Source organism: Cyanobium sp. N5-Cardenillas, assembly GCF_024345515.1.
Taxonomy (GTDB): domain Bacteria; phylum Cyanobacteriota; class Cyanobacteriia; order PCC-6307; family Cyanobiaceae; genus Cyanobium.
Genome location: NZ_JAGQBG010000015.1, coordinates 1 through 24,753, shown reverse-complemented (window position 1 = coordinate 24,753; position 24,753 = coordinate 1). Strand labels below are relative to the sequence as shown.

Here is a 24,753-nt window from a genome sequence, read left to right as displayed (position 1 = left end):
TGGTTGTGGGGCCTGGCCAGCAGTTGCCAGGTTTCATAGAGCCGTGCCGCCAGCCAGTAGAGGCGCAGCCGGCCCACCAGCCGTTTCACCAGTCGCCCCATCACCCAGGTGGCCCAGCGCCCATCAACGCGCGCTCATCCCACCAGGGCCGGTGCCACCGCCTGGATCTCGGCCGGTTCGGCCGGGCGGAAGCGCAGGCGCGGATTCTCGCCCTGGCGCTCCACATCCACCGCGATGGTGCTGCCGGCCGGGAAGGTGCCCGCCAGGATCGCCTTGGCGATCGGCGTCTCCAGTTCCCGCTGGATCGCCCGCTTCAGCGGCCGGGCGCCGTACACCGGGTCGTAACCCACGGCGGCCAGCCAGTCCAGGGCTTCGCCATTCACCCGCAGGGCCAGCTTGCGCTCCTCGAGGCGCCGGGTCAGCCGCTGCACCTGCAGCGCCACGATCTGGCGCAGTTCGTCCTCCCGCAGGCTGCGGAAGATGATCGATTCATCCAGACGGTTGAGGAATTCCGGCCGGAAGTGGCCCCGCAGCGCCTCATTGACCCGCTTCTCCATCTCGCCGTACCGGGCTGGATCGCCGGCCAGATCAAGGATCGAAGCGCTGCCGATGTTGCTGGTGAGAATGAGCACCGTGTTGGTGAAATCCACCGTGCGGCCCTGGCCGTCGGTGACGCGGCCGTCATCGAGGATCTGCAGCATCACGTTGAACACATCGGGGTGGGCCTTCTCCACCTCATCGAACAGGATCACCGCGTAGGGGCGACGCCGCACCGCTTCGGTGAGCTGGCCGCCCTCCTCGTAACCCACGTAGCCCGGGGGCGCTCCGATCAGCCGGCTGACGGCGTGCTTCTCCATGTATTCGCTCATGTCGATGCGCACCATCGCCTCCTCGCTGTCGAACAGCTGCGAGGCCAGGGCCTTGGACAGCTCGGTCTTGCCCACGCCCGTCGGGCCGAGGAACAGGAAGCTGGCGATCGGGCGGTTGGGGTCCGACAGGCCGGCCCGCGAGCGCTGGATGGCATCGGCCACCGCCGTCACGGCCTGGTCCTGGCCGATCACCCGGGTGTGCAGTTCGTCCTCGAGATGCAGCAGCTTCTCCATCTCGCTCTGCACCAGCTTGCTGACCGGAATGCCGGTCCACTTGGCGATCACCTCGGCGATGTCGTCCTCGGTGACTTCTTCGCGCAGCAGGTTCTTCTCGCCGGCATGGGCGCTAAGCTCCTCGGTGCGAGCGGCCAGTTTCTTGTTCAGCCCCGCCAGGGTTCCGTACTCCAGTTCGGCGGCCTTGTTGAGGTCGTACTGGCGTTTGGCCTGCTCCACCTGCAGCTGCACCTGCTCGATCTCTTCTTTAAGGGCGGAGAGTTCATCGATCGAGCCCTTCTCCTTCTGCCACTGGGCATTGAGGCTGCTCTGCTGCTCGCCCAGGTCGGCCAGGTCCTTCTCCAGCCGTTCGAGGCGATCCTTGCTGGCCGCATCGGATTCGCGCCCCAACGAGAGCTTCTCCATCTCCAGCTGCAGGATGCGGCGGTCGAGCTCGTCGATCTCCTCCGGCTTGGAGGTGATCTCCATCTTCAGGCGGGCCGCCGATTCGTCCATCAGGTCGATGGCCTTGTCGGGCAGGAAGCGATCGGCGATGTAGCGGCTGCTGAGCACGGCCGCCGCCACCAGGGCGTTGTCGGCGATGCGCACGCCATGGTGCACCTCGTAGCGCTCCTTCAGGCCGCGCAGGATCGAGATGGTGTCCTCCACCGTGGGCTGGTCGACGAACACCTGCTGGAAGCGGCGCTCCAGGGCCGGATCCTTCTCGATGTGCTGGCGGTGCTCATCGAGGGTGGTGGCGCCGATGCAGCGCAGCTCACCGCGGGCCAGCATCGGCTTGAGCAGGTTGCTGGCGTCCATGGCGCCGCCGCTGGCGCCGGCCCCCACCACCGTGTGGATCTCGTCGATGAACAGGACGATCTGCCCTTCGCTGGAGGTGACCTCCTTGAGCACGGCCTTGAGCCGCTCCTCGAACTCGCCGCGGTACTTGGCACCGGCGATCAGGGCGCCCATGTCGAGGGCGATCAGCTGGCGGTTCTGCAGGGCCGTGGGCACGTCGCCGTTGACGATCCGCTGGGCCAGCCCCTCCACGATCGCCGTCTTGCCGACACCGGGTTCACCGATCAGCACCGGGTTGTTCTTGGTGCGCCGCGACAGGATCTGCACGGTGCGGCGGATTTCCTCGTCGCGGCCGATCACCGGGTCGAGCTTGCCCTCCCTAGCGGCGGCGGTCAGGTCACGGCCGTATTTCTCGAGCGACTCATAGGTGCCCTCCGGGTTCTGGTCGGTCACGCGCTGGCTGCCTCGCACGGCCTGAACGGCCTCCTTGATCCTGGCCCCATCGGCGCCCGCCTGGGAGAGCAACTGGCGGCCGCAGCGCTCATCGCCGGCCAGGGCCAGCACCAGGTGCTCCACGGCGATGAAGCTGTCCTCGAAGTCCTTCTTGAGCCCATCGGCCCGATCCAGCACCGCATTGAGCCCCTTGCCCAGATAGACGTTGTCGGGGGCGGCGGCCAGGCTGGGCTGGGTGGCGATGAAGGCCTCCAGCTTCTGGCTCAGCACCCCCAGGTCCACGCCGGCCTTCTCCAGGATCCGGCTGGCCAGGTCCTGCTGGGCCAGCAGGGCGGCGAACAGGTGCTCGCTCTCCATCTGCTGCTGGCGCTTCTGCTGGGCCAGCTGCTGGGAAGCCACGACGGCGCCCCAGGCCTTCTCGGTGAACAGTTCGGCGGTGGGATGCATGGCTGGAATCTCCCTGGTGCTGGCAATGCAGCCAACGTATGAATGCCTTCGGAATTGGCCGAGTGGGAGGACCGAACCGTCCCGTTCGGCCCTCCTCCCCAAAGGCGTGCAGGCCGTACCGGTGGGGGTGGCCAACCGCCCGGCAGGGCACGATCAGGGGCTCAGGGCCCCCCCAGCGGCGGCAGTGGCACCTGGTAGCCGTTCTTCTCGCCGCAGAGCTGGCTGGGGCAACCGTCCGGGCCATAGCGGGCATCGGCCGCCGACAGGCAGCCCATGCTGTTCTTCTGGACCACCTGGGCCGGATGGATCCGCAGGGGCTGGAGCACCGCCTCGCTCCTGGGAACCAGCAAACGGCAGGCCGCCGGCGGCAGCCCCGGGCTGGCCTCGATCGCCAGTGGTTGATTCGGGGACACCCCCTGGGCCCGGGCCGGTGATGCGGCCAGGGGCAGCGCGGCCAGGGGAAGCACTCCGGCCAGCAGGCCCGCCAGCAGCTCGGCGGAGGGGCGGATCGCCATGATGAGGTCGCGGCTGAGCCCCATTCTCGCCTCTCCAGCCCGTTTGCCACCGATGCCCGCTGCCGCCGACGACCAGGCCCTGGTGGCCGCCCTGGCCAGGGAATCCCTCGCCCTGGGCGGCGGCACGGAGCCGGAGCGCGACTGCTGGCGGGTCGTGCACCGCCACGTCCACGGCATGTTGCCCTCGGAATACGACATCCGGGAGGTGCCCGAGGAGCTCTACCTGGCGGTGCTGGCCGCCTGCAGGGCCGAGCTCTGAACCTGGCGACCGGCCCCGGCGGCTGGCCATGAAAAAGCCCCGGTTCAACCGGGGCTTCTGGCCAATCAGAGAAAGGTCTCTGGAGGGAATGGCTCAACCGGGCCTGGATCAGGCCCAGCCTTTGGAAGCCATGTCCTCGACGTAGGCGGCCACGTCGGCGATGTCGGTGTCATTCAGCTTGCCGAGGACGGCCGGCATGGCGTTCTTGCCGTTGGTGACCTGGTGGGCGATGGCGGCCTCATGGTCGGTGTTGTAGTCGGCCAGGTAGGAGGCCAGGGCATCGGCCTTGAGGGTGCGCTCGGCGTTCACCACATTGCCGCCACCCATGTGGCAGGCGGCGCAGTTGGCGGAGAAGATCTGGGCGCCGTGGGCCACGTCGGCGGCGAAGCTCGGGGCCGCACCCAGCACCAGCGCCAGGCAGAGAGCGAACAGGGAAAGAAGACGACGCATGGGAAAGTGCGAAGGAGGGTGCCGAATAGCACGTGCAACCGGCACAAATTAGGCAAAGGCCGAGGCCCGTTGGGACCCTCCGGCATATTCGCAACAATTCAGCGGTTCAGGCCTGGCGCCCCGCTCTGAGCCGGCCCCGGTGGGGAACGCCCGCCGACTCCAGCACCGCGTTGAGGGTGGGGGCCAGGCTCACCAGGCCGAAGCGCTCGGGCGGGCTCACGGGCTGGTGGACGAAGTGGCGTTGGCGGATCGAGAAGCGGTCCCAGGCGTTCACCTCGATGCGCAGCAGCTTGATCAGCCCCTCGATCAGCCAGCCGCGCAGATCGATGCCCACCGGCGGCACCCACACCCGCCGCCAGCGGCACAGGGAGGCCACGGCGCCGTTGATCGTGATCGGCGCCTGGCCGAGCACCAGCCGCCGCACCGGCCCCTGGCCCGGCTCCGGGTTGGGGCCGTGGGGGGTGGTGGCCAGGTGGGCGCAGACCGTGGCGATGTCGGCGGCGTGGATGAAGTGGAAGCTGGCGTCGGTTCGCAGCCAGCGGGCCAGCCACAGCCAGCCGAAGGCCTCCTTCAGCCCAGCCGTGAGATAGCTGGTGGGGTGGGGATCGGCCGTGCCCACCGAGCCACCGAACACCAGCGTCGGGAACACGGCCACGATCCTCCCAGCCAGGGGGTGGCGCTCCAGGTCCTGCAGGCAGGTGGCCTTGGTCTGGATGTACTCGGTGCCGTAGGCCATCGCCTCCGGCAGCAGCTGCAGCTGCCGGTCGAGGATGCTGGCTGTGGAGAAGTAGATCACCTGCTGCAGCCGGTCCGGGTCGGTGAGCCGCAGCAGTTCCTTCACGGCCACCACGTTCACCGCCTGGGCGCGCTCTGGATCCCCCCAGGCGGTGGCGGTGTGAATGATGCGGTCGGCACTGGCGATGGCGGCGGCGTGGGGGCCCAGTTCGCGCAGGTCGCCCACCAGCAGGGTGATGCGCGGGTGGTCGGCGGGGACGGCGCTGAGCTTGGCGGGGTCCCGCAGCATCAGCAGCAGCTGGGCGTCGCTGTTGGCCAGCAGGTTGTCGGCGATGTACTGGCCGACGCAGCCGCTGGCGCCGGTGATCAGGATCCGCTGGGGCCCGGAGGTGGCGGCGCTCAAACAGCGGCCCCCAGCAGCTCGTTGACGGCCTTGCCGGTCTCGAAGAAGACGCGGGCGTTGTCCTCCGGGGTGCCGGGCAGGATGCCGTGGCCCAGGTTGAGGATGTGGCGGCGGCCGCGGGCCTTGCGCACCGTGTCGAGGATCCGCTCGCGGATGGCCTCGGGGGTGCCGAACAGCAGGCCGGGGTCCACGTTGCCCTGCACGCCCAGGTGCTGGGGCAGGCGGGCGCAGCCATCGGCCATGTCCACGGTCCAGTCGAGGGAGATGAAGTCCACCCCGGTGGCGGCCATCCGCTCCAGCACACCGGCGCTGCCGGAGATGTAGAGGATCAGGGGGGTGTCGGGATGGGTGGCCTTCACCTGGTCGATCACCCGCTTCTGGTAGGGGGCGGCGAACACGTCGTAGTCGATCGGGCTCAGCTGGCCCGCCCAGGAGTCGAACAGCTGCACCACCTGGGCACCGCTGTCGATCTGGTAGCGCACATAGGTGGCGATCGAATCGGCCAGGTGCCCCAGCAGCCGGTGCAGCAGGGCGGGCTCCTGGAAGGCCATCGCCTTGATCACCGAATAGGTCTTGGAGCTCTTGCCCTCCACCGCGTAGGCGGCCAGGGTCCAGGGGGCGCCCACGAAGCCGAGCACCGCCGCGGCGTTGCCCACGTCGGCCCGCAGCCGCTTAAGCACCTCGCCCACGAAGGGCAGGGCTGCGGCCGGATCCAGGGGGCGCAGGGCGTCCACCTGGGCCTGGCTGCGGATGGCGGGCTCGATGATCGGCCCCTTGCTCTCGATGATGTCGAAGTCGATCCCCATCCCCGGCAGGGGCGTGAGGATGTCGGAGAACAGGATCACGCCATCGGGACGGAAGGCGTGGAAGGGCTGCATCGAGATCTCATACGAGAGATCGGGGTTCTCCGAGCGCTCCCGGAAGCCGGGATGGCGGTCGCGCAGGTCGCGGTAGACCTTCATGTAGCGGCCCGCCTGGCGCATCATCCAGACCGGTGGCCGCTCCACCTGCTCACCTCGGGCGGCGCGCAGCAGCAGGGGGGCGGATTCAGTCATTGCGCCGGTCGGAAGGTCAACGGCGAAAGCTAAACCAGCACCCCCGGCCCCCGGCCGCTCCTGTCACCAGTCGTGGCATGGGGCCCTCTGCAGGCCAGCGCCGGGCAGCCTCAGCCCTCGCTGATGGCCGGCCGTTGCAGGCTGCGGGTCTCGTCCAGGCGGAACACCACCACGCTCAGGGGGGGCAGGCAGAGCTCGAGCGAGTTCTGGTAGTCGTGGATGGCCCAGGCATCGGTGAAGCGGCCACCCAGGTTGCCGAGGTTGCTGCCGCCGTAGCGGCTGCTGTCGGTGTTGAAGACCTCGGCGTAGAAGCCCTCCAGCGGCACACCCACGCGGTAGTGGGAATGGCTCTGGGGCGTGAAGTTGGCCACCACCACCACCCAGCGTCCGCTGCCGCTGTCGCGGCGCATGAAGCTGATCACCGAGTGGCGGTTGTCGTTGCAGTCGATCCACTGGAAGCCGTACTGATCGAAGTCGTCGCCCCACAGCGCCGGCTCGGATTTGTAGAAGACGTTGAGGTCGTCCACCAGGTTGAGCAGGCCCTTGTGGGCTTCGTACTGCAGCAGCTCCCACTGCAGATCGCCCCAGACGTTCCATTCGGCCCGCTGGCCGAACTCCATCCCCATGAAGATCGTCTTCTTGCCGGGGTGGGTCCACATGTAGGCCAGCAGGGCGCGCACATTGGCGAACTTCTGCCAGTCATCCCCCGGCATCTTGTGGAGCAGGTTGCTCTTGCCGTGCACCACCTCATCGTGGCTGAGGGCCAGCATGAAGTTTTCGGTGAAGGCGTACCAGATCGAGAAGGTGACGTGGTTCTGGTGGAATTGGCGGAACCAGGGATCCAGCTCGAAGTAATCGAGCATGTCGTGCATCCAGCCCATGTTCCACTTGAGGTTGAACCCCAGGCCGCCCATGTCGGTGGGCTGGGTCACCATCGGCCAGGTGGTGGATTCCTCGGCGATCGACAGGGCACCGGGGAAGTGCTGGAACAGCACGTGGTTGGCCTGCTGCAGGAAGCGCACCGCCTCGAGATTCTCGCGACCACCCTGGTCGTTGGGCAGCCATTCCCCATCCGGACGCAGGTAGTCGCGGTAGAGCATCGAGGCCACCGCATCCACCCGGATGCCATCGATGTGGAACTCCTCGAACCAGTAGATGAGGTTGGCGACGAGGAAGTTGCGCACCTCGTTGCGGCTGTAATTGAAGATCAGCGTGCCCCACTCCTTGTGCTCGCCGATGCGGGGATCGGCGTGCTCGTACAGGTGGGCGCCATCGAAGAAGGCCAGGCCGTGGCTGTCCTTGGGGAAGTGGCCGGGCACCCAGTCGAGGATCACGCCGATGCCCTCGGCGTGGCAGCGGTCGACGAAGGCGCGGAATTCGTCCGGGGTGCCGAAGCGGCTGGTGGGGGCGTACCAGCCCGTCACCTGATACCCCCAGGAGCCATCGAACGGATGCTCGGAGATCGGCATCAGCTCGATGTGGGTGAAGCCGCGCTCCTTGACGTAGGGGATCACCCTGTCGGCCAGTTCCGGGTAGGTCATCAGCCGGGCCCCCGGCTTCAGATCGGCGGCGGGCACGGGTGGACGGGCGCTGCCGTCGGCTTCGATGAAGGGCTGGTCGGCGGCGGCATGCATCCAGCTGCCCAGGTGCATCTCGTACACCGCGATCGGCTGGGGCAGCGGGTCACGGCCATCCCGCTCCTCGATCCAGGCGCTGTCGTTCCAGTGGTAGGTGCCCAGCTGGGCCACGATCGAGCCGGTGTTCGGCCGGATCTCATGGCGGAAGCCGTAGGGGTCGGCCTTCTGGTAGCAGTGGCCGTTCTGGGCCCGAACTTCGTACTTGTAGGTGTCGCCGACGCCGAGCCCGGGGATGAACAGTTCCCAGGTGCCGCCGAGCCGCTGCTGCATGGGGTGATGGCGGCCATCCCAGCCGTTGAAATGGCCCAGCACGGCCACACTGCGGGCGTTGGGGGCCCACAGACAGAACTGCACGCCGGCGATGCCGTCGCGTTCGACGACATGGGCCCCCATGCGCCGCCAGACGTGGTGGTGGTTGCCCTCGGCGAACAGGTGGCGGTCCAGCTCCCCCATCCACTCGTGGCGGAAGGACCAGGGATCGTGCTGCTCGTGCTCGATGCCGCCCCGTTGCACGTGCAGGCGGTAGGCGCAGCCGGGGTCAGCGTCGAGGCGGGTTTCGAAGATCCAGGGATGGTGGGGGTTGGCCATGGCCAGCCGCTCGCCCCCGAGCAGAAGTTCCACCGCATGGGCGTCCGGCATCCAGGCCCGCACCACCCAGCCACCGCCGTCCAGGGGCTGCGGTCCAAGCACGGAGAAGGGATGGTCGTGGCGACATTCCGCCAGCCGATGGGCATCGTCGACCATCCATTCGAGGCTGGACAGGGCCATGGAAGATGGGGCGGGCATGCGCCGGGAGCTTACGTCGGTGGAAGCGCGTGCTCAGCGCGGCGGCGAGGGCGGGGCTGGATCGGTGGGGAAATCCACGCCGATGATCTGGTTCTGGGCATCCAGGGTGACGAAGAGATTGTCGGTGAGGCGGTTGAACTCGGTGTTGACGATCACCAGTCGCATGTCCGGGGTGCTCTCGGCCCGGTTGATGCGCTTCACCCGCACGAAGTTGCCGGTGATGCGCTGCAGGTTGAGCCATTTCTGCTGCAGCTGGCCCTGGGGGATCTGCTCCTGCATCACGGGGGACAGGAAGCTGCTGGCGGAGATGAAGTGACCGCTGGCGAGGGCGGTGATGAAGTCCCGCACCACCTTTTCGGCCGGCTGGTCGGTGACGTCGAAGTGGTACCCGTCGATGCGGCCGTTGGCATCGATCACCATCAGCAGATCGCGCTCACCGGCGGCGGTGAACAGGGTGGCTTCCACCGTGCTCGAGTCGTAGCCGGGCTGGATGCTGCGGATGGCCCAGCGCAGCAGCCGGGGCTGGGTCTTCATGGTGGCGGCCACCATGCTGGGGCTGCTGACGCGCTGCAGGGCCGGCGAGAACTGGTTGAAACGGGCCTGGGCATCCCCGTTGCGGATCGTGGTCAGGATCCTCTCGGCGGCCGAGCGGGCCTGGGCTTCGCTCAGGGCCGCACTGGGCTGGCCGGTGGTGACCGGAAGCGACACGGCCTGGGCCCACGACTCCCGTGGAGCCAGCACCGCCAGGCTGCTCAGGAGCAGCGTCAGGCCGATCAGGGCTCGGCGCGGTTGGGGGCGCGGCATGGGCGACGGGGTTCGGGTCGGCTCAGTTTGCCCGAACCAGGGGTTCCAGGCCCAGCCGGCTGCCGTCGAGGTCCAGCGTCAGGCTGATTACCCGGTGCCCGGGGCCGCTGCCCCCCGCCGGCAGGCTGCCGTCGCCGGGATTGACGGCGATCAGCGGCCAGGCCGCCGCCGCCAGCGACAGCCGCAGCCGTTGACCGGCGGCCACCAGGGTCGCCAGGGGTTGCAGGGCCAGGGAGCGGCCAGCGGAGCTGGCGGCGGCCTGCCCGGGGCCGAAGCGGGCCACGCCGGTGGTCAGCTGGCGCACGGATCGGCCGTCGGGGCTCACCTCGGAGAGGGCGGCGCAGAGATCAAAGCTGGGCTGGTCGGCGTTCACCCGCAGCTGCAGGTGGAAGGTCCCGAGCAGCCACAGGTCGTGCGCCAGGGGGGCGGTGCTGAAGCAGGCCACGTCGGAGCGCCGGTCGAGGTCGGCGCGCTCCACCGGACCCGGTGCTGGGCCGAGGTGGCCGCCCCGGCCTGGCGCCGGCCGCCAGGGGTCATGCACCAGCACCACCAGGCCGCCCCCCGCAGGCACTGCTGCCGGCCGCAGTTCCCCTTCGTCGCAGCGGATCGCCGCCAGGCCTTCGGAGTGGAGCGACCAGCCAATGGCCGCCCCCTGCAGCTCGCTGGGGTCGCCCGCGCTGTGCCAGGTGCCGGTGGCGCAGCACTGCAGGCGGATGGGGTCCTCGGGGGCTGTCGGCGGGCTGGTGCCAGGAGCCGGATCCTTCAGATGACGTTGGAAGAAGGCCAGCAGGGTGGCGTCGAGTCCGCCGTTCCAGTCGAGGTGGCTCCAGGCGCCGACCACGAGCCCGGGGCTGCCGCCGGTGGCGCGCGCCCGCATCCAGAGATCAAGCACGCCGTTCAGGTGCGGGTCGTGCCAGCCGCCGATCAGCAGCATCGGTCGGTGCAGCAGCGCCGGCGCCGCGGGGTGGATCGTCCAGTCCTCCGGGCCGGAGGGATCCTGCCGCAGCCAGCGCAGGCCCATGCCGGCGGGGTCGTGGCGCTCCAGCAGGTCCAGCCCCTCGTCAGTGAAGTGGCCCTGCGCCAGGCTGCGGCGGATCTCCCGCCAGCCGGCCCCGTCGCCGCGGCGGCGGCAGCCTTCGGCCGCCAGTTGCAGCGCCCAGCCCAGGCCCAGGGCCCACCAGTGGGCGCCCCCCTCGCTGGCCCAGTGCAGGCGCTCGTCGAGGCCGCACATGGCCGGGGCCAGGCAGTCCGGCAGGGCCGCGTCGTCGTCGCCACCGCTGTTGAGCAGCTGGGTCAGGCCCTGGTAGGAGAAGCCGTAGCTGCCCACCCGGCCGTTGCTGCCCTCCAGGCCCCGGGCCCAGCGGATCGTGGCGGCCCCATCGGCCGCTTCCTGGCAGAAGCCAGCGAAGCAGCCGTCGGAGGCACCACGGCCGCGCACGTCCTGGACCACCACGAGGAACCCGTGGCCGGCATACCAACTGGGATGGGCGTAGGTCACGGTGGAGGCGATCGCCCGCCCGTAGGGCTGGCGCATCACCAGCACGGGCCAGGGACCGTCCCCGTCGGGGTGCCACACACGGCCCACCAGCCGTGCCCCATCCGCCAACAGCAGGGTGGCGTCCCTGGCCCGGACCACGGGGGTCAGAACACGGTGGAGCAGTGCAGGCCGATCACATAGGTGGCCAGCACTTCCGCATCCATGGGGCTCAGGCCCCGGCTGCTGGCCAGCCCGGCGATCGACGCCTTGGAGGTGGCCGAGACGCCCTGGGCGTTCAGCTGGCGGAACTGCTGGCAGAGGCTCTGGGCCAGGGCCGGGTTCTGCTTCACCGACTCCAGCAGGGCGGACTGGGCGCGCACCACGGGCGCCGTCACGGCGGTGAGGCAGGTGGCGCAGAGCAAGGCCGTGAGGCGCCTGCGAAGGGGGTGGTTCGTGGCTCTAGGGGGAGAAAGGCGGATTGCTGGGGGCATCACTGCCTCCTTCCGTTTTCTCCATTCCAGTCACCCCCGCCGGGGTGGCGCTGGCCCGAGGGTCAGTTCGGGGAGCGACTGGAGGCCTGCCTGGCCCGGCGGATCCAGCCCAGCACCAGGGGCAGATCCACCGGGGGCACGGCCGCGCCGGTGAGCCGGCGCTGCAGCCGGCCCAGCTGCAGCAGCAACTGCTGGGGATCGGCGCCGGCCAGTCCGGCTGGGCTGGCGATGCCCCCATGCAGCAACAGGGCCGCTTCTTCCGGTGCCAGCCCCACCGCGCTCACCAGCCGGGCCTGACCCCGCAGGCGGATCAGCTTGGCTTCGCTGGCTTCGCCGGAGGCCGCCAGCTGCCGGAGCTGTCCGTCATCGAGTCCGGCCAGGGCGTCCCAGCTCTCAATGCCATCGCGGCGCAGGCGCTGCTGCTCCCGCCGCATGTGGGCCGCTGGCTGGAAGGGGTGGGCCACCAAGGGTCAGGCCGCGTCGTCGAGGCTGCTGGACGCCTCCTCCCGGGTGGTTTCCGCCAGCACCACCGGCCGCGCCAGCCCGGGCTGCACGGCCTCCACCCGCCGCAGCCGCACCCGGATCTCGCCGCCACTGCCCCGGCCGCCGCCGCGCAGGTTGCGGGCCACCTGCTCCGCGGTGGGGGCCGCCGCCTCATCCGGCAGATCGGCGGGTGCGGCGGCAATGACCAGATCGGTGCCGTTGTCGAACACCACGGGCACCTGGACCGCCCCCGGCACGCTCACCCGGGGGTTGTAGCTGATGGCGAAGGCGAGGCAGGAGAGCGCCAGCAGGGCCGTGAAGCTGGTGATCCCCACCAGACGGAAGCGGATGCCCCAGCGGGAGAGGAACCCGGCGATGGTGAGCACCGCCAGCACGCCACTGGCGACACCCAGCCAGGTGCCGGCCTCGAGCAGGATCGGATCAGCGGCCATGGGGCTGGGGAAGGCGTGACAAGCCCCTTATATTGCGGCCGCCATGGACGGCGACCGACCCCGGTGGATGCGTTGGAAGCCTGACAGACAGTCGTTACCAGCCCCCCGGCGCGTGGGGAAGGGGCTGCTCGCCGTGGGTCTGGTCGGGGCGGGTCTGGGTCTCGGGGTCTTCTGGTTCGACCGGATCGTCGCCGGGATCTACACCCGCTTCCGGCCCACCCTGGAGCGTCAGATCGGCACGGCCATGGGCCGGCCGCTGGCCCTGGGGCCCTACCGGGGCCTGAGCGCCGATGGCGTCTGGATCGGCCCCAGCCGTTTTCTGGCCGGCAGGGAGGACGGCTCCACCGTGACGGTGGAGGCGATCCGGCTGCGGATCGACCCCCTGGCCAGCCTGAGGTTGCGCGGCCCTGTGCTGGATCTGGGCCTCCAGGGGGCCCGGGCGGACCTGCGCCGCAATGCCAGGGGCCAGTTCTGGGTGCTGGGATCGGCTCCCCCCGGGCGCCAGCCGCCGCGGATCGATCTGCGCCTGGGTCTGCTCGAGCCCGGCGCGCTGAGGATCTGGGGTGCCGGTGCCACGGCCCGGCCCCTTGATCTGACCCTCTCCGGCCAGGTGGCGATACGGCTGCACCGCCGCGAGATCGACCTGGGCCTGCGGTTGGCGCCCCCGGCCGGTAACGGCGGCGGCTCGCTGCTGGTGGACGGCGGCGGCCAGTGGCAGAGGCAGCGGTGGCTGGGCCGCCTGACGGCCCGCCGTTTTCCCCTGGCCCCGCTGCGGTCGCTGTTTCCCGCCGGCGACCGGGCTGGGGGGATCCTCTCCGGAGTGGCCGATGGACGCCTGGGGCTGTCCATCAACCAGGGTCTGGCCCGCTGTGATGGTGGCCTGGAGCTGCGGGGCCTGCGCTGGCAGCTGCAGAAAGGCTCGGTGCCGCTGACGGCGGAACGGCTGCCCCTGAGCTGCCGGGAGCGGGCCTTGATCCTGCCCGCCAGCCCCTGGCGCTACGGCCCCTGGGGCGGCCGCCTGACGGCCAGGGCCGGGGCGGATCGCCGCCTGGATCTCCAGCTCGTCGTCCAGCCGCCACCGCGCCACCCGCTGGGGCGGAAACCCCTGCAGGCCGACCTCAAGGGACGCTGGGAGGCCGGACTGCTGCGCATTGCCCGGCTGGATGGCCGGCTGGGTGCCTCCACGCTCAGGGCCAGCGGCAGCGTCGGCCGGTCGCTGGCCCTGGACGCCCGCTGGCGCCTGAATCCCGACGATTTCCCCGCCGTCGACCGCCTGCCGGAATGGTTGCGGCAGCCCCTTGCCGGCCGCCTGCGGGCGGATGGCCGCCTGGCGGCGCCACGCCTGCGGGTGGAGACGGGCCAGACGTCCCAGCGGCTCCTGGGGCCCTGGCAGGCGGCGTTGGTGTGGCGCGACGGCCTGTTGCGGCTGGAGCGCTTCGAGGCCGACCGCCTCAAGGCCACCGCCCAGCTGCCCCTGTCCTTCCAGGCGGGCAAGGGTCTGGTGGCCGGTCCGCTGCTGGCCCGCGTGGATGTCCAGGACTACCCCCTGGCGCGTCTCAATCCCCTGCTCGGCACCACCCTGCAGGGCCAGCTGGACGGGTCGGGCAGCATCGCCGGGCCCCTGGCGGAACTGCGGCCCGACCTGCGGCTGCGCCTGCAGCAACCCGGGGCGGGTCCCCTGCTGTTGCGGGAAACCTGGAGCGGCAGCCTCAGGGACCGTTCCCTGGATCTGACGGCGCTGGCGCCGACGCCGGAGGGACGGATCACGGCCCTGCTCGACCGTCGCTGGCAGCCGGTGCGTGCCGCCATCGAACGGGACGGCGGCCTGCTGACCCTCGACGGCCGGCCGGCGGGTTACCGCTGGGTGGCCCGCGCCTTCCCGCTGCGGGGCCTGCTGGTGGCCACGGGGCCCAACCGCCGCCTGCGCCCCCTGGAGGGGGACCTCAGCGGCAGCGGCCGGCTGGGGCTGCAGCCGCTCAGCTTCGACGGCCGGGTGGAGCTGCTCTCGCCCCAGTTCCTGGGGGTGGGGGGACGCCGTATCCAGGCCGATGTGGCCTACAACGACCGCCAGTACCGGGTGAAGGGGCGGATCGAGCCCCTCGGCGAGGGCAGCATCGCTGCCACGGTTTCCGGGCGCTGGAACGGTCCGTTCCGGGCCCGCTTCGAGGCCCGCCAACTCTCCACCCTGCTGTTCCGCCAGCTCAGCGACGCCTGGCCGATCTGGCGTGGGGCCCCGGCCCCGGCCCGCGGAAGGGCCAGCGACCTGGGCAGCCTGGTGATCGACACCATGGCCGGCACGGTCACCGACCAGCTGCTGGCCCTGGCCCAGGCGGAGCAGCGGGTGGCCGCCAGGGTGCAGGCGGCCAGCCGGGCCAGCCGGGCCGAACGGCTCGAGCGCCTGCAGGCCCGGATCGATGCCGATCTGTTGCTCAGTGGCCCCGACTTCGCCCGCACCAGGGCTGACCTCAAGGCCACCGGCCACCTCTGGTACAACCAGGGCGACCGGGCCCAGGCCCTGGCTGGCAAACCGTTCACGGTGCGCCTGGAGGGACCGCTCACCGGCGGCAGCGGCAGCTTCAGTCTCGCCGACCTGCCCCTCTCCCTGCTGGCCCTGCTCACCCCGCTGCCCGAGAACCTGCGCGGCAGCCTGGCTGCTCAGGGCCGTTACCGGCTGGGCGGCGCCCGCCCCGAGCTCAGCGTCGACCTGGCGCTGGTGGATGGCCGCCTCGGCGAGGAGGCCCTGGCGCTGGAACGGGGCCGGGTGGAACTGAAGGCGGAAGGGATCGGGCTGGATCTGGCCCTGCGGGCCGAGGGGGCCTCCCGCAGTGTCGACCTGGCGGGAACGATCCCGCTGGTGGCCTCCCAGCAGGGGCTGGAATTGCGCCTCGCCACCCGGGGCGATGGCCTGCGCTTCCTCACGCGGCTGGGGGGTCAGGCCTTCGAGTGGCAGGAAGGTGGCGCCGACCTGCAGCTGCTGGTGCGCGGCAGCCTCGATGATCCGATCGCCAACGGCTTCCTGCGGCTGCGGGAGCTCCGCTGCCGCTTCATCGGTCAGGAGGTGCGGGAGGTGGAGGCCACGATCCTGTTCGACTTCGAGCAACTGGTGGTGCAGGAATTCCGCGCCCGGGTGGGGCCGAAGGGGGTGGTCGGCGGCGAGGGCCGCCTGGGCCTGTTCCGGCCCCTGGGCCAGGACAAGACCCTGGTGATGAAGCTGGAGCAGGTGCCCTTCGCGGTGCCGCGGCTGGTGGCGGTGGGGGATGGGCAGCTGAACCTGAGCGGCAGCCTGGTGGCCCCGGTGCTGGGCGGCGACGTGGCGATCAGCCGCGGCACCATCAACGTCCAGCCTGGCCAGCTAGCGGCCAGTGCACCCGTGTCCGACCAACCGGTGCAGCCGCGCACCATGCCCGAGCTGCTGGAGGCGAAGTGGAACTTCCAGCAGCCCCTGGTGCTGCTGGGTCCCGATGTGGAGTCCACCACCGCCGAATCCCTGCGCGCCTCGGTGCCCCGCTTCCCTTACCTGGCCTTCGAAGACCTGACCCTGCGGCTGGGCCCGGATCTGCGGGTGGTGATCCCCGTTGCCGTTGGTGGCCGTAACATCGCCAACTTCACCACGGCCGGCCGGCTGCGGATCAATGGCCGCCTCGACCCCTCCCTGCGGGCCTCCGGGGTGGTGCGCCTGCTAGGGGGACGGCTGAGCCTGTTCACCACCAGCTTCAGCCTCGACCCCGACGCCCCCAACGTGGCGATCTTCACCCCCTCCCTCGGGCTGGTGCCCTACCTCGACATCGCCCTGCGCACCCGCATCTCCGACAGCCTCAGCGTGCTTTCCCCTTCCGGGGTGGGGGACCTGGGACCCTCGGTGCAGAACGCCCCCAACCAGGCCGGCCTCTCAGCCCTCAACCAGCTCAACCTGATCCTGGTGGTGGTGTCGGTGAGCGGGCCGGCCGACCGCATTGCCGAGAACCTCAAGCTGCGCAGCAGCCCGCCCCTGCCGCAGGAGCGACTGGTGGCCCTGATCGGCGGCAACTCCCTGGCGGGTCTGAGCGGTGGCGGGGCCGGTGCGGCCCTGGCCACGGTGGTGGGCCAGACCCTCCTGTCGCCGCTGCTGTCGTCGCTCAGCGATGCCTTCGGCCAGCGGGTGAGCCTTGCCCTGTACCCCACCTACGTGAACCAGGCGATCGATACCCAGCAGGAAGGCACCACCCGGCGGAGGGTGCCGCCCCAGCTGGTGCTGGGCGCCGAGGTCGGCGTCGACATCAGCAACCGCTTCAGCATGTCGGTGCTGGCGGCGCCGAACCGCTCCGATGTGCCCCCCCAGGTGACGCTCACCTACAAGGCCTCCGACACCTTCAACCTGCAGACCTCCGTCGATACCGAAGGGGCCTGGCAGTCGCTGCTGCAGGTCTTCCTGCGCTTTTGAAGCCCCCCCGCTGCCAGCGCTCACCCCGCTGCTTAAGGTGCGCCCATGGCGTCGTCCCCCGCACGACCTCCCGGTGAGGACCAGCTGATCGGCATCGATCTGGGGGGCACGGCCATCAAGCTGGCCCGCTGCGACCCGCAGGGCACCGTGCTCGCCGAGGCCGAGGTGGCCACCCCCCAGCCGGCGATGCCGGGGGCGGTGTGTGTGGCCCTGGCCGAGGCGGTTGTGGCCATCGACCCCGACCACCTCGCCGGCCGGGTGGGCATCGGCCTGCCGGGGCCCTGTGACGCGACGGGTCGGGTGGCGCGGATCTCCATCAACCTGCCGCTCTGGCGGGACGTGCCCCTGGCCGCCTGGCTCGAAGCCGAGCTGGGGCGGCGGGTGGTCCTGGGCAATGACGCCAACGGCGCCCTGCTCGGTGAGGCCTGGCGGGGGGCGGCCCGCGGCGTGGACAACGTGCTGCTGCTCACCCTGGGCACCGGCGTGGGCGGTGCGGTGCTGCTCGGCGGCCAGCTGTTCACCGGCCATGGCGGCGCGGCGGCCGAACCGGGTCTGATCGGCGTCGACCCCGATGGCCCCGAATGCCGCAGCGGCAACCGGGGCTCCCTGGAACAGTTCTGCAGCATCGGCGGCCTGGCCCGCCTCAGCCCGCTCGATCCGCGCGAGCTCTGCCGCCGGGCTGATGCCGGCGACAGCGAGGCCCTGGCGGTGTGGCAGGCCTACGGACGGCTGCTCGGGGTGGGGCTGAGTTCGCTGCTCTACGTGCTCACCCCCGAGTTGGTGCTGATCGGCGGCGGCCTCAGCGCCGCCAGCCACCACTTCCTGCCGGCGGTGTGGCGGGAGGTGGAGCAGCGGGTGCTGCCAGTGAGCCGGGAGGGACTGGTGATCCGCCGCTGCGCCCTCGGCAACGGCGCCGGCCGTCTGGGGGCGGTGCGGCTGGCGCTGGATCGCTTGGGAGGATAGGGGCCATGAGCCAGACCTTCACCACTCCCAGCAGCGTCGTGCCGGAGCCCGACCCCCAGCTGCTGCAGCGGGCCGCGGCCGTGCGCCGGGCCGCCATGGCCCTGGGCCAGTGCAGCGACGCCGAACGGCGTACGGCGGTGGAGGCGATGGCCGACGCCCTTGACGGGGCCAGCGCCGAGATCCTGGAGGCCAACCGGGCCGACCTGGCCGCCGCGGAGGCCGAGGGGCTGGCGCAGGCCCTGGTGGACCGCCTCAAGCTGGATGGCCCCAAGCTGGCGGGGGCCATCGTCGGCGCGCGCCAGGTGGCCGCCCTGGAGGATCCGGTCGGCCGGCGCCAGCTGCACACCGAGCTGGATCAGGGACTGGTGCTGGAGCGGCTGAGTGTGCCCCTGGGGGTGCTGGGGGTGATCTTCGAGGCCCGGCCCGATGCGGTGATGCAGATCGCCTCGCTGGCGATCCGCTCCGGCAACGGTGCCCTGCTCAAGGGGGGACGGGAGGCCAGCCGCAGCTGCCAGGCGATCGTGGCGGCCCTGCAGCGGGGGCTGGCCGGCAGCGCCGTCGACCCCGGCTGCCTGGAGCTGCTCACCAGCCGCGAGGAGAGCCTGGGGCTGCTGCGGCTCGATGGCCTGGTGGACCTGATCATTCCCCGGGGATCGAACGCATTGGTGCGTTTCATCCAGGACAACACCCGCATCCCCGTGCTGGGCCACGCCGACGGCATCTGCCATTTGTATGTGGATCGGGCCGCCGACCCGGCCCTGGCCCTGCGCATCGCCCTCGACAGCAAGACCCAGTACCCGGCGGCCTGCAACGCCATCGAGACCTTGCTGGTGCACCAGGCCATTGCCCCGGCCTTCCTGGAGGCGGCGCTGCCGGCCTTCGCGGCAGCCGGGGTGGAGCTGCGCGGTGATGCCGGCGCCTGCGCCCTGGGGGTGGAGCAGGCCGCCGGGCCGGGCGCCTGGGACACGGAGTATTCCGATCTGATCCTGAACGTGAAAGTGGTGGAGGAGCTTGAAGCCGCCCTGGAGCACGTGCGCCGCCACGGCTCCCGCCATACCGACGCCATCGCCACCGCCGATCCTGCGGCCGCCGACCGCTTCCTGCGGGCCGTGGACAGCGCCGGGGTGTTCCTCAACTGCTCCACCCGCTTCGCCGACGGCAACCGTTATGGGTTCGGGGCCGAGGTGGGCATCAGCACCCAGACCTTGCCACCGCGGGGGCCGGTGGGGCTCGAGGGGCTGGTCACCTACCGCTATCGGTTGCGGGGCGAGGGCCATATCGCCGCCGACTACGCCGAAGGCAGGCGCCAATTCAGCCATCGCCCCCTGCCCCTGTGAACGAGGCGATCCACGTGCGTGGCCTGCGGCTCTGGGCCCACGTGGGGGTGTACGAACAGGAGAGGCTGCATGGCCAGTGGTTCGAGATCGCCTTCTCTCTGGGGGTGGATCTATCCGCCGTGGCCCGCAGCGACGACCTCAGCCAGGGCTTCGACTACGGCCGCGGCATCGCCGCGCTGCAGGAGCAGGCCCGCAGCCTCCGCTGCCTCACCCTGGAGCACTACAGCGAGCGGATCCTCGATGCCCTGGAGGCCTGTTATGGGCCGATCCCCTTGGCTGTGGAGCTGAGCAAATGTCGCGTGCCGGTTCCCGGCTTTGACGGCAGCGTGGCGGTGAGCCGGCGGCGGCGGTGGGGTTGTGGGTCTGTGCCCTAAGGTCACCCAATCGGGGCGTGGCGCAGCTTGGTAGCGCGGGTGCTTTGGGAGCACTAGGTCGCAGGTTCGAATCCTGTCGCCCCGACTGATTTTTCAGCGATCAGCCTCATCCCCCGGTTGGACAGAGGTTGGACAGAAGCCTTGTCAGGCTGGAGCAACTCCCAGTCCCTGATGGGCTACGCAGCAACCCTTCTGAATCAAGCCGTTGAGCAGTGGAAGATGCTTCAGAAGAAAGGTTGGAGTCGCGTCGAATTGCAGTAGTTGATCAGATGACCACATTGGGGCTGCTGCGGTCCAAGAGCTCCAGCAGCTCTGCCGTCACCAGCCGCACGTCCGGTCTCTTCTCAGGGGGCGAACTCATATTCAATGAGAAGGGCGCCCCGTATCGAGCGCCCTTGGGCCGGTTGCAGGGTCTGGGCTCGCGCTGCCCTGGTCGTGGCCTCTGATTCATTAATAGATCCGCCAGTCCTGCTTGTCAGTACGGCAAGCCGTTCCTCCTGGGCGCCGGCGGCACCAGACTGGTACTAACGGCACTGAGCAAGGAGAGGCCATGAACGCGACCCTGGAGAAACCCGCCACGATGCAGTGCGCCTGCCCGGGCTGCCACTGCACGGTGCAAGCGGACAGCCCCTTCCGCAACGGCGCCCTGCTGTTCTGCAGCGAGGTCTGCGCCAAAGGGCACCCCAACGGTGAGCCCTGCCACGCCGGCTGTGGCTGCGAATGCCATGGCTGAGACTTGAGGGCAGGTTGGGGCTGGCTGGCTGGATCCAGAGCGGCGGCAGCGTCTGCGGCCCTGACGATGTTCCCGGATTCATGCCTTGATGGCAGCCCGGGCAATCCGTTGCGCCGCCTCCCTGCCCCCAAACAGGTTGCGGGCAGCCGGTCCCAGCTGCAACGCGCTCAGGCTTCCCATCACGTGAATGTTGGTTCCAGGCAACCGCAAGTCGCTGGTCAGCACCGGAAAGTCGTCGATCAGCTCGATCGGCAGTTGATCCAGCAGCTGGCGCAATAACGGGTGGTGGCTGAGGCCCTGGTGCTGGCCAGTGGCCAGCCAGAGGCGATGGGCCGGTTGCCGGCTGCCGTCAAGGCAGAGAATCTGCCACTGGCCTGCCTGCCAGGAAGCCGCCTGCACCTGGCAGTGCTCGTGGAGCTGCAGGCAGCCTTGACGGCGAGCCTGTCGCAGCTGGATAGCCAACTGGGGCGTGATCGAGCCGCCATCACGCGCTGCCAGCACCTGCTGGCGTCGCTGATGCCAGCAGGGTTCAGCCTGAAAGTCCTTGAGATGTTTCGGACCCATCCAGCCCGGGTCTGCGTCAAAGGGTTTGCTGCTCAGTGCCCGCCGGCACAACAAGCTGACCTGAGCGCCTCGCTTAAGGGCCCCTATGGCCAGATGGGCACTGGTGAGACCACCACCCACGATCAGGATGCGTTGCCCTCGCAGCCCCAGGCAGGTGTCGAGATCGATCGTCTGGCTGTGTTGCAGGGCCTCGGCCGGATATCCAGCCGTGATGGCATGCACCCAGCTCGGCAGCACAGGGGCGCCCACGCCCGTGGCAATCACCAGTCGGCGGGGCCTCACGACAGCACCGTCGCTCAGGCGCACCTCCATGGATGCGGGCTTGGCCTGATCCAGGTGGATCTGCTGCACCGAAGCCGCCTGCACCTGTTTGACCAGCTGGAATTCCTCCACCACGCTCTGGCAGAACGCGCTGAACAGGCTCGTGTGCGGCAGACCGTGGGGGCCCTCCAGTTCGCGGGTGCGTCGCCGTTCCTGGGCAAAGCGCCGCAGCGCATGGGGGTTGGGGTGCGGATGGTGGGGCGAAGGGGAGCGCAGCCAGGGAATCTCGCAGCGCTGCATCTGCTGCTCCCAACGTGAGAGCCAGGTGCCACTGGGGTCCACAACCCGTAGCCGCCGGCGCCAGTGAGGCCGTTTCTGCAGCAGCTGGCAACAGAGGCTGAGAGCCTGAGGACCAGCCCCTGCGATCACCAGCTCATCCATCACTGGCTGCTTCGGAGTGTTGGCAGCGGGCACAGATCCCGTGGATTTCGAAGGTGTGAAATAACGGCCTGAACCCCTGCAGCAGAACCGTCGTCAGCCCCAAGCCACGGGCTCCAAGTGGGCAGATCGACAGCCGTTCACTGCAGCCGCAAAGAACGCAGGTGAGGTGGTGATCATCCCGCTCCAGCAGGGCATAGACACCCTCTCCGTTGGCAAGCTTTCGGCAGCGCACCAAGCCATGGCGTTGCAACTGTTTGAGGCCGCGGTACACGGTCGCAAGGCCGTAGGGGGGGCCTGCCTGGAGCAGTAGTGCATGCAGGTCCTGGCCACTCAGCTCCCGATCCGCTTGGCGTAGCAGCTGGATCAGCCTCTGCTGCCGAGGGCTCAAGGGCGGCGCGGCGGTCTCCAGCCGGATTGGGATCGTTCTCGAGGCGCAAGCTGCCATGGGGGGCCGGCGGGTGGAAAGCTACCGCTGCTAGAACGACAACCATTCTCACCCAACTTGGGGCCTTCTGGCCTCTCCCCCTTGCCATGGCGTTCACCAGTGCCATTCCAGCCGCCGATCGCCTGCCGGTGACGGTGCTCACCGGCTATCTCGGTGCCGGTAAAACCACCCTGCTCAACCGGATCCTCACCCATGAGCACGGTCTCAAGGTGGCCGTGATCGTCAATGAGTTTGGCGAAGTGGGCATCGATAACCAGCTGGTGGTGGATGCCGACGAGGAGATCTTCGAGATGAATAACGGCTGCATCTGCTGCACCGTTCGTGGTGATCTGATTCGTATCATCGGCAATCTCATGAAGCGGCGGGATCGCTTTGACCATCTGGTGATCGAAACCACCGGTCTCGCTGATCCGGCCCCGGTGATTCAGACGTTTTTTGTGGATGAGGACCTGCGCGATGAGCTGAAGCTCGATGCGGTGGTCACCTTGGTGGATCTCAAGCATGTGCTCCTGCACTGGGAGGCCGAAGAGGTACAGGAACAGCTGGCCTTCGCCGATGTGCTGCTGCTCAACAAGGCCGACCTGGTGGACGAGAGCGAGCGGCTGGCCATCGAGCGGCGAATCCGGGCCATCAACCCCATGGCGCGGCTGCTCACCACCCGCAATGCCGATGCTCCGATGGATCAGATCCTCGGAGTGGATGCGTTCGAGCTGGAGCGTGCCCTGGGCCTCGATCCGGGGTTCCTGCTTGAGGAGCACGCCCACGAGCACGACGATGCCGTGGGCTCCCTGGCGCTGGTGGAGGAGCGGCCCATGGATCTCGACAGGCTGGGGCGCTGGCTCTCGGATCTGGTGGCCAAGCGGGGGCCTGACCTGTTTCGGATGAAGGGAATCATCCAGCTCAAAGGAGAGGAGAATCGCTACGTGTTCCAGTCGGTGCACATGCTGCTGGACGGTGATTTCGATCGCCCCTGGAAACCCGCAGAGCGGCGCTGCACCCAGTTCGTGATCATCGGCCGGGATCTCGATCCAGAAGGACTACGGGACGGCTTCAGCGCCTGTGTGGCCTGATGGGTCCCGCACGATGACAGCGACGGCTCCTCTGGTGAGCGAACGGCTTTGCGGGCAACTGCAGCAGGCGATCACGACCCTGAGCTGGTCGGCGGATGGCGAGTTTCTGGCGATCGCCAGTGCTGGCGGTGAACTTCTGCTGCTTGATTTCCGGGCCGGTTGTGAGGAGCTCCTGCGCAGTGATCGCGACAGCAGCCTCAATGCCATTGGCTTCAGCGCTGATGGACAGTTTCTGATGGCGGTGGGCCAGGCCAGTGAGCTGCTGCTCTGGGAGCTGGGTGAAACCGGTGTCCGGCCCATGGCCCTTGATCCGATTCCATTGGATGCCGGTTGGCTTGATGCGGCGGCCTGGCAGCCCCGGGGCTTGCTGCTAGCGGTGGCAGCGGGCCGCCAGGTGCGTCTCTGGGATGGGGCTGTCCGCGCGTGGCGCCCTGAGTGCCTGGACATGCCGGGCACGGTTCATGCCCTCGCTTGGAGTTGCGACGGCAGGCGGCTGGCGGCCAGCTGCCATGGTGAACTGGCCCTCTGCCAGCCCGAGGCTGCCCCTGCAGCGATGCCCCTGAGGGCTCCCACCGGCTCAGCTGGTCTGGTGCTGAGCTTCTCGCCGATCGGTGACCTGCTGGCCTGTGGTCAGATGGACCGATCCCTGCTGCTCTGGCCCGAGGCGGGTCAGGGGCGGCCGTGGCAGTTCAGCGGCTTTCCTGCCAAGGTGCGAGCCCTGGCCTGGAGCGATCAGGCAGGTCGGCTGGCACCCGCCTTGGCGGTGGCCTCAGGCGACACCGTGGTGCTGTGGCAACAGCGCAATCAGAGCCAGCAGGGCTGGAAGCCCGAGCCCCTCCTCTGGCATCAGCAGCGCGTTCATGCTCTTGCCTTTGCGCCCGATAGCAACCTGCTGGCCAGCGCCTCCGCCGACGGCACCGTGGGCCTCTGGGATAGCCGCGGCCGGCTGCGGCAACCGCTGGAAGGGGAGGGGCAAGGTTTCCAGGCGCTGGCCTGGCGGCCTGATGGCCGTCATCTGGCGGCCGGTGGCGATCAAGGCCGCTGGTGGCTGTGGCCGGTGGAGGTGCCAAGCAGGGAACGTCAGCGGCGTTCGGGTGGGGCCGGGTTTGGTTGAACAGCCGCTCCAACGCCCATGAACGTCTTGAGCTGATCCAGGCGCCGTTGCGGATCAGAGGCGGTCATGGCTGGCTTGTCTCTCTCTGAATAGGGGGTGGAACGGGGTCGTAGCCACCCGGGTGAAGTGGATGACAGCGACCCAGCCGGCAGAGCGACAGCCAGCTGCCTCGGATCAATCCGTGGATCTGGATCGCCTCAATGGCGTACTGGGAGCAGCTGGGGGTGAAGCGACAGTTGGGCCCCAGCAGTGGGCTGATCAGGATCTGGTAGCCGCGAATCAGTAGCAGCAGGAGACGCGTCACGGTTTCAGCCACGGTGATGGGAGGGGTTAGCAGGGGCTGGTGGAGCGATGGGACGGCAGGCCCGGCCGTCTGCGACCGTCACCCCCGCCTCGATCAGCTGATGCAGCAACTGGTCGGCCAACTGAAAATCGCCGTCCTGACGGGCCTGAAGGCGGCGCTTCTGGAGCTCGGCGATGGACGGCTTGTTCAGCTGGGTCTGCGACCGTTCGACTTGCCGGGACAGGACCTGCAACGCGGCCAGGGCCTGATGGGGATCCTGCTGCAACAAGTAGAGCAGATGGCATGAGGCGAGCAGGCTGGCCCTGATCGAGTCCCTCGCAGCAGCGGAGCTGGCGGAACGGGCCTCGCCGCCCGCCGCTTCTCCTGGCGTGACGGGCTCAAAAAGACGAAACAGCCTCCG

The 24,753-nt window shown here is 69.5% G+C and carries 23 protein-coding genes and 1 tRNA gene; 10 read left to right on the top strand and 14 right to left on the bottom strand.

Going from position 1 to position 24,753, the window contains the following annotated elements:
- Positions 1–134: 134 nt before the first annotated feature.
- Both clpB and KBZ04_RS02390 read right to left on the bottom strand, forming a co-directional pair.
- On the bottom strand, positions 135–2,780 hold the full coding sequence (gene clpB / locus KBZ04_RS02395; protein ID WP_254990304.1) for an ATP-dependent chaperone ClpB: 2,646 nt from the start codon (positions 2,778–2,780) through the stop codon (positions 135–137).
- 161 nt (positions 2,781–2,941) lie between these two features.
- Positions 2,942–3,319 carry a hypothetical protein gene (locus KBZ04_RS02390; RefSeq protein ID WP_254990303.1) on the bottom strand — a complete coding sequence of 126 codons (378 nt, stop codon included), beginning with the start codon at positions 3,317–3,319 and terminating at the stop codon, positions 2,942–2,944.
- Positions 3,320–3,347: 28 nt separating this feature from the next.
- Between KBZ04_RS02390 and KBZ04_RS02385 the strand changes: the two genes are divergently transcribed.
- A complete protein-coding gene (locus KBZ04_RS02385; protein WP_254990302.1) occupies positions 3,348–3,554 on the top strand; it encodes a hypothetical protein in 207 nt (68 codons plus the stop codon).
- A 108-nt stretch (positions 3,555–3,662) separates the two neighbouring features.
- Here KBZ04_RS02385 and KBZ04_RS02380 read toward each other — a convergent pair whose 3' ends face one another.
- From KBZ04_RS02380 to KBZ04_RS02340, 9 genes are all read right to left on the bottom strand, one after another.
- Complete coding sequence (locus tag KBZ04_RS02380; RefSeq protein WP_254990301.1) at positions 3,663–4,004, bottom strand: c-type cytochrome; 342 nt, start codon at positions 4,002–4,004, stop codon at positions 3,663–3,665.
- Positions 4,005–4,110: 106 nt separating this feature from the next.
- Positions 4,111–5,142 (bottom strand): NAD-dependent epimerase/dehydratase family protein, encoded by a 1,032-nt coding sequence (locus KBZ04_RS02375; protein WP_254990300.1) that lies wholly within the window; start codon positions 5,140–5,142, stop codon positions 4,111–4,113.
- Positions 5,139–6,197 carry a uroporphyrinogen decarboxylase gene (hemE, locus tag KBZ04_RS02370; protein ID WP_254990299.1) on the bottom strand — a complete coding sequence of 353 codons (1,059 nt, stop codon included), beginning with the start codon at positions 6,195–6,197 and terminating at the stop codon, positions 5,139–5,141. Before hemE ends, KBZ04_RS02375 begins: the two co-directional genes overlap by 4 nt.
- Before the next feature lie 110 nt (positions 6,198–6,307).
- On the bottom strand, positions 6,308–8,602 hold the full coding sequence (gene glgB / locus KBZ04_RS02365) for a 1,4-alpha-glucan branching protein GlgB (RefSeq protein ID WP_254990298.1): 2,295 nt from the start codon (positions 8,600–8,602) through the stop codon (positions 6,308–6,310).
- Between the two features lie 51 nt (positions 8,603–8,653).
- Entirely contained in the window at positions 8,654–9,424 is a 771-nt protein-coding gene (locus tag KBZ04_RS02360; RefSeq protein WP_254990297.1) for a DUF3887 domain-containing protein, read from the bottom strand.
- Between the two features lie 22 nt (positions 9,425–9,446).
- Positions 9,447–11,060 (bottom strand): CocE/NonD family hydrolase, encoded by a 1,614-nt coding sequence (locus tag KBZ04_RS02355; protein ID WP_254990296.1) that lies wholly within the window; start codon positions 11,058–11,060, stop codon positions 9,447–9,449.
- A gap of 5 nt (positions 11,061–11,065) precedes the next feature.
- Entirely contained in the window at positions 11,066–11,323 is a 258-nt protein-coding gene (locus tag KBZ04_RS02350; RefSeq protein ID WP_254956982.1) for a hypothetical protein, read from the bottom strand.
- A 131-nt stretch (positions 11,324–11,454) separates the two neighbouring features.
- Positions 11,455–11,856: a DUF4332 domain-containing protein gene (locus KBZ04_RS02345; protein WP_254990294.1), complete on the bottom strand. Its 402-nt coding sequence runs from the start codon at positions 11,854–11,856 to the stop codon at positions 11,455–11,457.
- Positions 11,857–11,862: 6 nt separating this feature from the next.
- On the bottom strand, positions 11,863–12,327 hold the full coding sequence (locus tag KBZ04_RS02340; RefSeq protein WP_254990293.1) for a DUF2518 family protein: 465 nt from the start codon (positions 12,325–12,327) through the stop codon (positions 11,863–11,865).
- A gap of 67 nt (positions 12,328–12,394) precedes the next feature.
- Here KBZ04_RS02340 and KBZ04_RS02335 point away from each other — a divergent pair, with 67 nt between their 5' ends.
- From KBZ04_RS02335 to KBZ04_RS02310, 6 genes are all read left to right on the top strand, one after another.
- Positions 12,395–16,747, top strand: coding sequence for a translocation/assembly module TamB domain-containing protein (locus tag KBZ04_RS02335; protein WP_254990292.1), 4,353 nt, complete (start codon positions 12,395–12,397; stop codon positions 16,745–16,747).
- A 45-nt stretch (positions 16,748–16,792) separates the two neighbouring features.
- Positions 16,793–17,710, top strand: coding sequence for an ROK family protein (locus tag KBZ04_RS02330; protein ID WP_254990291.1), 918 nt, complete (start codon positions 16,793–16,795; stop codon positions 17,708–17,710).
- Between the two features lie 5 nt (positions 17,711–17,715).
- Complete coding sequence (locus tag KBZ04_RS02325; protein WP_254990290.1) at positions 17,716–19,047, top strand: glutamate-5-semialdehyde dehydrogenase; 1,332 nt, start codon at positions 17,716–17,718, stop codon at positions 19,045–19,047.
- Positions 19,044–19,421, top strand: coding sequence for a dihydroneopterin aldolase (locus KBZ04_RS02320; protein ID WP_254990289.1), 378 nt, complete (start codon positions 19,044–19,046; stop codon positions 19,419–19,421). Before KBZ04_RS02325 ends, KBZ04_RS02320 begins: the two co-directional genes overlap by 4 nt.
- Before the next feature lie 11 nt (positions 19,422–19,432).
- Positions 19,433–19,506, top strand: a tRNA-Pro gene (locus KBZ04_RS02315).
- A gap of 465 nt (positions 19,507–19,971) precedes the next feature.
- Positions 19,972–20,154, top strand: a complete 183-nt coding sequence (locus KBZ04_RS02310; RefSeq protein ID WP_254954531.1) for a metallothionein — start codon at positions 19,972–19,974, stop codon at positions 20,152–20,154.
- 78 nt (positions 20,155–20,232) lie between these two features.
- Here KBZ04_RS02310 and KBZ04_RS02305 read toward each other — a convergent pair whose 3' ends face one another.
- Positions 20,233–21,420: an FAD/NAD(P)-binding protein gene (locus KBZ04_RS02305; protein ID WP_254990288.1), complete on the bottom strand. Its 1,188-nt coding sequence runs from the start codon at positions 21,418–21,420 to the stop codon at positions 20,233–20,235.
- On the bottom strand, positions 21,413–21,865 hold the full coding sequence (locus KBZ04_RS02300; protein WP_254990287.1) for a Fur family transcriptional regulator: 453 nt from the start codon (positions 21,863–21,865) through the stop codon (positions 21,413–21,415). Before KBZ04_RS02300 ends, KBZ04_RS02305 begins: the two co-directional genes overlap by 8 nt.
- An 86-nt stretch (positions 21,866–21,951) precedes the next feature.
- On the opposite strand from KBZ04_RS02300, the gene KBZ04_RS02295 reads away from it, so the two are divergent.
- Positions 21,952–22,935, top strand: a complete 984-nt coding sequence (locus KBZ04_RS02295; protein WP_254990286.1) for a CobW family GTP-binding protein — start codon at positions 21,952–21,954, stop codon at positions 22,933–22,935.
- A 13-nt stretch (positions 22,936–22,948) separates the two neighbouring features.
- Positions 22,949–24,049: a WD40 repeat domain-containing protein gene (locus KBZ04_RS02290; protein ID WP_254990285.1), complete on the top strand. Its 1,101-nt coding sequence runs from the start codon at positions 22,949–22,951 to the stop codon at positions 24,047–24,049.
- A gap of 64 nt (positions 24,050–24,113) precedes the next feature.
- Here the strand turns inward: KBZ04_RS02290 and yidD are convergent, their stop codons facing one another.
- The gene (gene yidD, locus KBZ04_RS02285) at positions 24,114–24,353 is read right to left on the bottom strand and encodes a membrane protein insertion efficiency factor YidD (RefSeq protein WP_254990284.1); all 240 of its coding nucleotides are present in this window, start codon (positions 24,351–24,353) and stop codon (positions 24,114–24,116) included.
- A 100-nt stretch (positions 24,354–24,453) separates the two neighbouring features.
- On the opposite strand from yidD, the gene KBZ04_RS02280 reads away from it, so the two are divergent.
- Positions 24,454–24,639 carry a hypothetical protein gene (locus KBZ04_RS02280; RefSeq protein ID WP_254990283.1) on the top strand — a complete coding sequence of 62 codons (186 nt, stop codon included), beginning with the start codon at positions 24,454–24,456 and terminating at the stop codon, positions 24,637–24,639.
- The last annotated feature ends 114 nt before the right edge of the window (positions 24,640–24,753 follow it).

Excerpts from the sequence above, each read along its gene's own strand:
- clpB (WP_254990304.1), bottom strand. The coding sequence starts at position 2,780 with ATGCATCCCACCGCCGAACTGTTCACCGAGAAGGCCTGGGGCGCCGTC.
- KBZ04_RS02390 (WP_254990303.1), bottom strand. The coding sequence starts at position 3,319 with ATGGGGCTCAGCCGCGACCTCATCATGGCGATCCGCCCCTCCGCCGAG.
- KBZ04_RS02385 (WP_254990302.1), top strand. The coding sequence starts at position 3,348 with ATGCCCGCTGCCGCCGACGACCAGGCCCTGGTGGCCGCCCTGGCCAGG.
- KBZ04_RS02380 (WP_254990301.1), bottom strand. The coding sequence starts at position 4,004 with ATGCGTCGTCTTCTTTCCCTGTTCGCTCTCTGCCTGGCGCTGGTGCTG.
- hemE (WP_254990299.1), bottom strand. The coding sequence starts at position 6,197 with ATGACTGAATCCGCCCCCCTGCTGCTGCGCGCCGCCCGAGGTGAGCAG.
- glgB (WP_254990298.1), bottom strand. The coding sequence starts at position 8,602 with ATGGCCCTGTCCAGCCTCGAATGGATGGTCGACGATGCCCATCGGCTG.
- KBZ04_RS02360 (WP_254990297.1), bottom strand. The coding sequence starts at position 9,424 with ATGCCGCGCCCCCAACCGCGCCGAGCCCTGATCGGCCTGACGCTGCTC.
- KBZ04_RS02340 (WP_254990293.1), bottom strand. The coding sequence starts at position 12,327 with ATGGCCGCTGATCCGATCCTGCTCGAGGCCGGCACCTGGCTGGGTGTC.
- KBZ04_RS02335 (WP_254990292.1), top strand. The coding sequence starts at position 12,395 with ATGCGTTGGAAGCCTGACAGACAGTCGTTACCAGCCCCCCGGCGCGTG.
- KBZ04_RS02330 (WP_254990291.1), top strand. The coding sequence starts at position 16,793 with ATGGCGTCGTCCCCCGCACGACCTCCCGGTGAGGACCAGCTGATCGGC.
- KBZ04_RS02325 (WP_254990290.1), top strand. The coding sequence starts at position 17,716 with ATGAGCCAGACCTTCACCACTCCCAGCAGCGTCGTGCCGGAGCCCGAC.
- KBZ04_RS02310 (WP_254954531.1), top strand. The coding sequence starts at position 19,972 with ATGAACGCGACCCTGGAGAAACCCGCCACGATGCAGTGCGCCTGCCCG.
- KBZ04_RS02305 (WP_254990288.1), bottom strand. The coding sequence starts at position 21,420 with ATGGATGAGCTGGTGATCGCAGGGGCTGGTCCTCAGGCTCTCAGCCTC.
- KBZ04_RS02300 (WP_254990287.1), bottom strand. The coding sequence starts at position 21,865 with ATGGCAGCTTGCGCCTCGAGAACGATCCCAATCCGGCTGGAGACCGCC.
- KBZ04_RS02295 (WP_254990286.1), top strand. The coding sequence starts at position 21,952 with ATGGCGTTCACCAGTGCCATTCCAGCCGCCGATCGCCTGCCGGTGACG.
- KBZ04_RS02290 (WP_254990285.1), top strand. The coding sequence starts at position 22,949 with ATGACAGCGACGGCTCCTCTGGTGAGCGAACGGCTTTGCGGGCAACTG.
- KBZ04_RS02280 (WP_254990283.1), top strand. The coding sequence starts at position 24,454 with ATGCAGCAACTGGTCGGCCAACTGAAAATCGCCGTCCTGACGGGCCTG.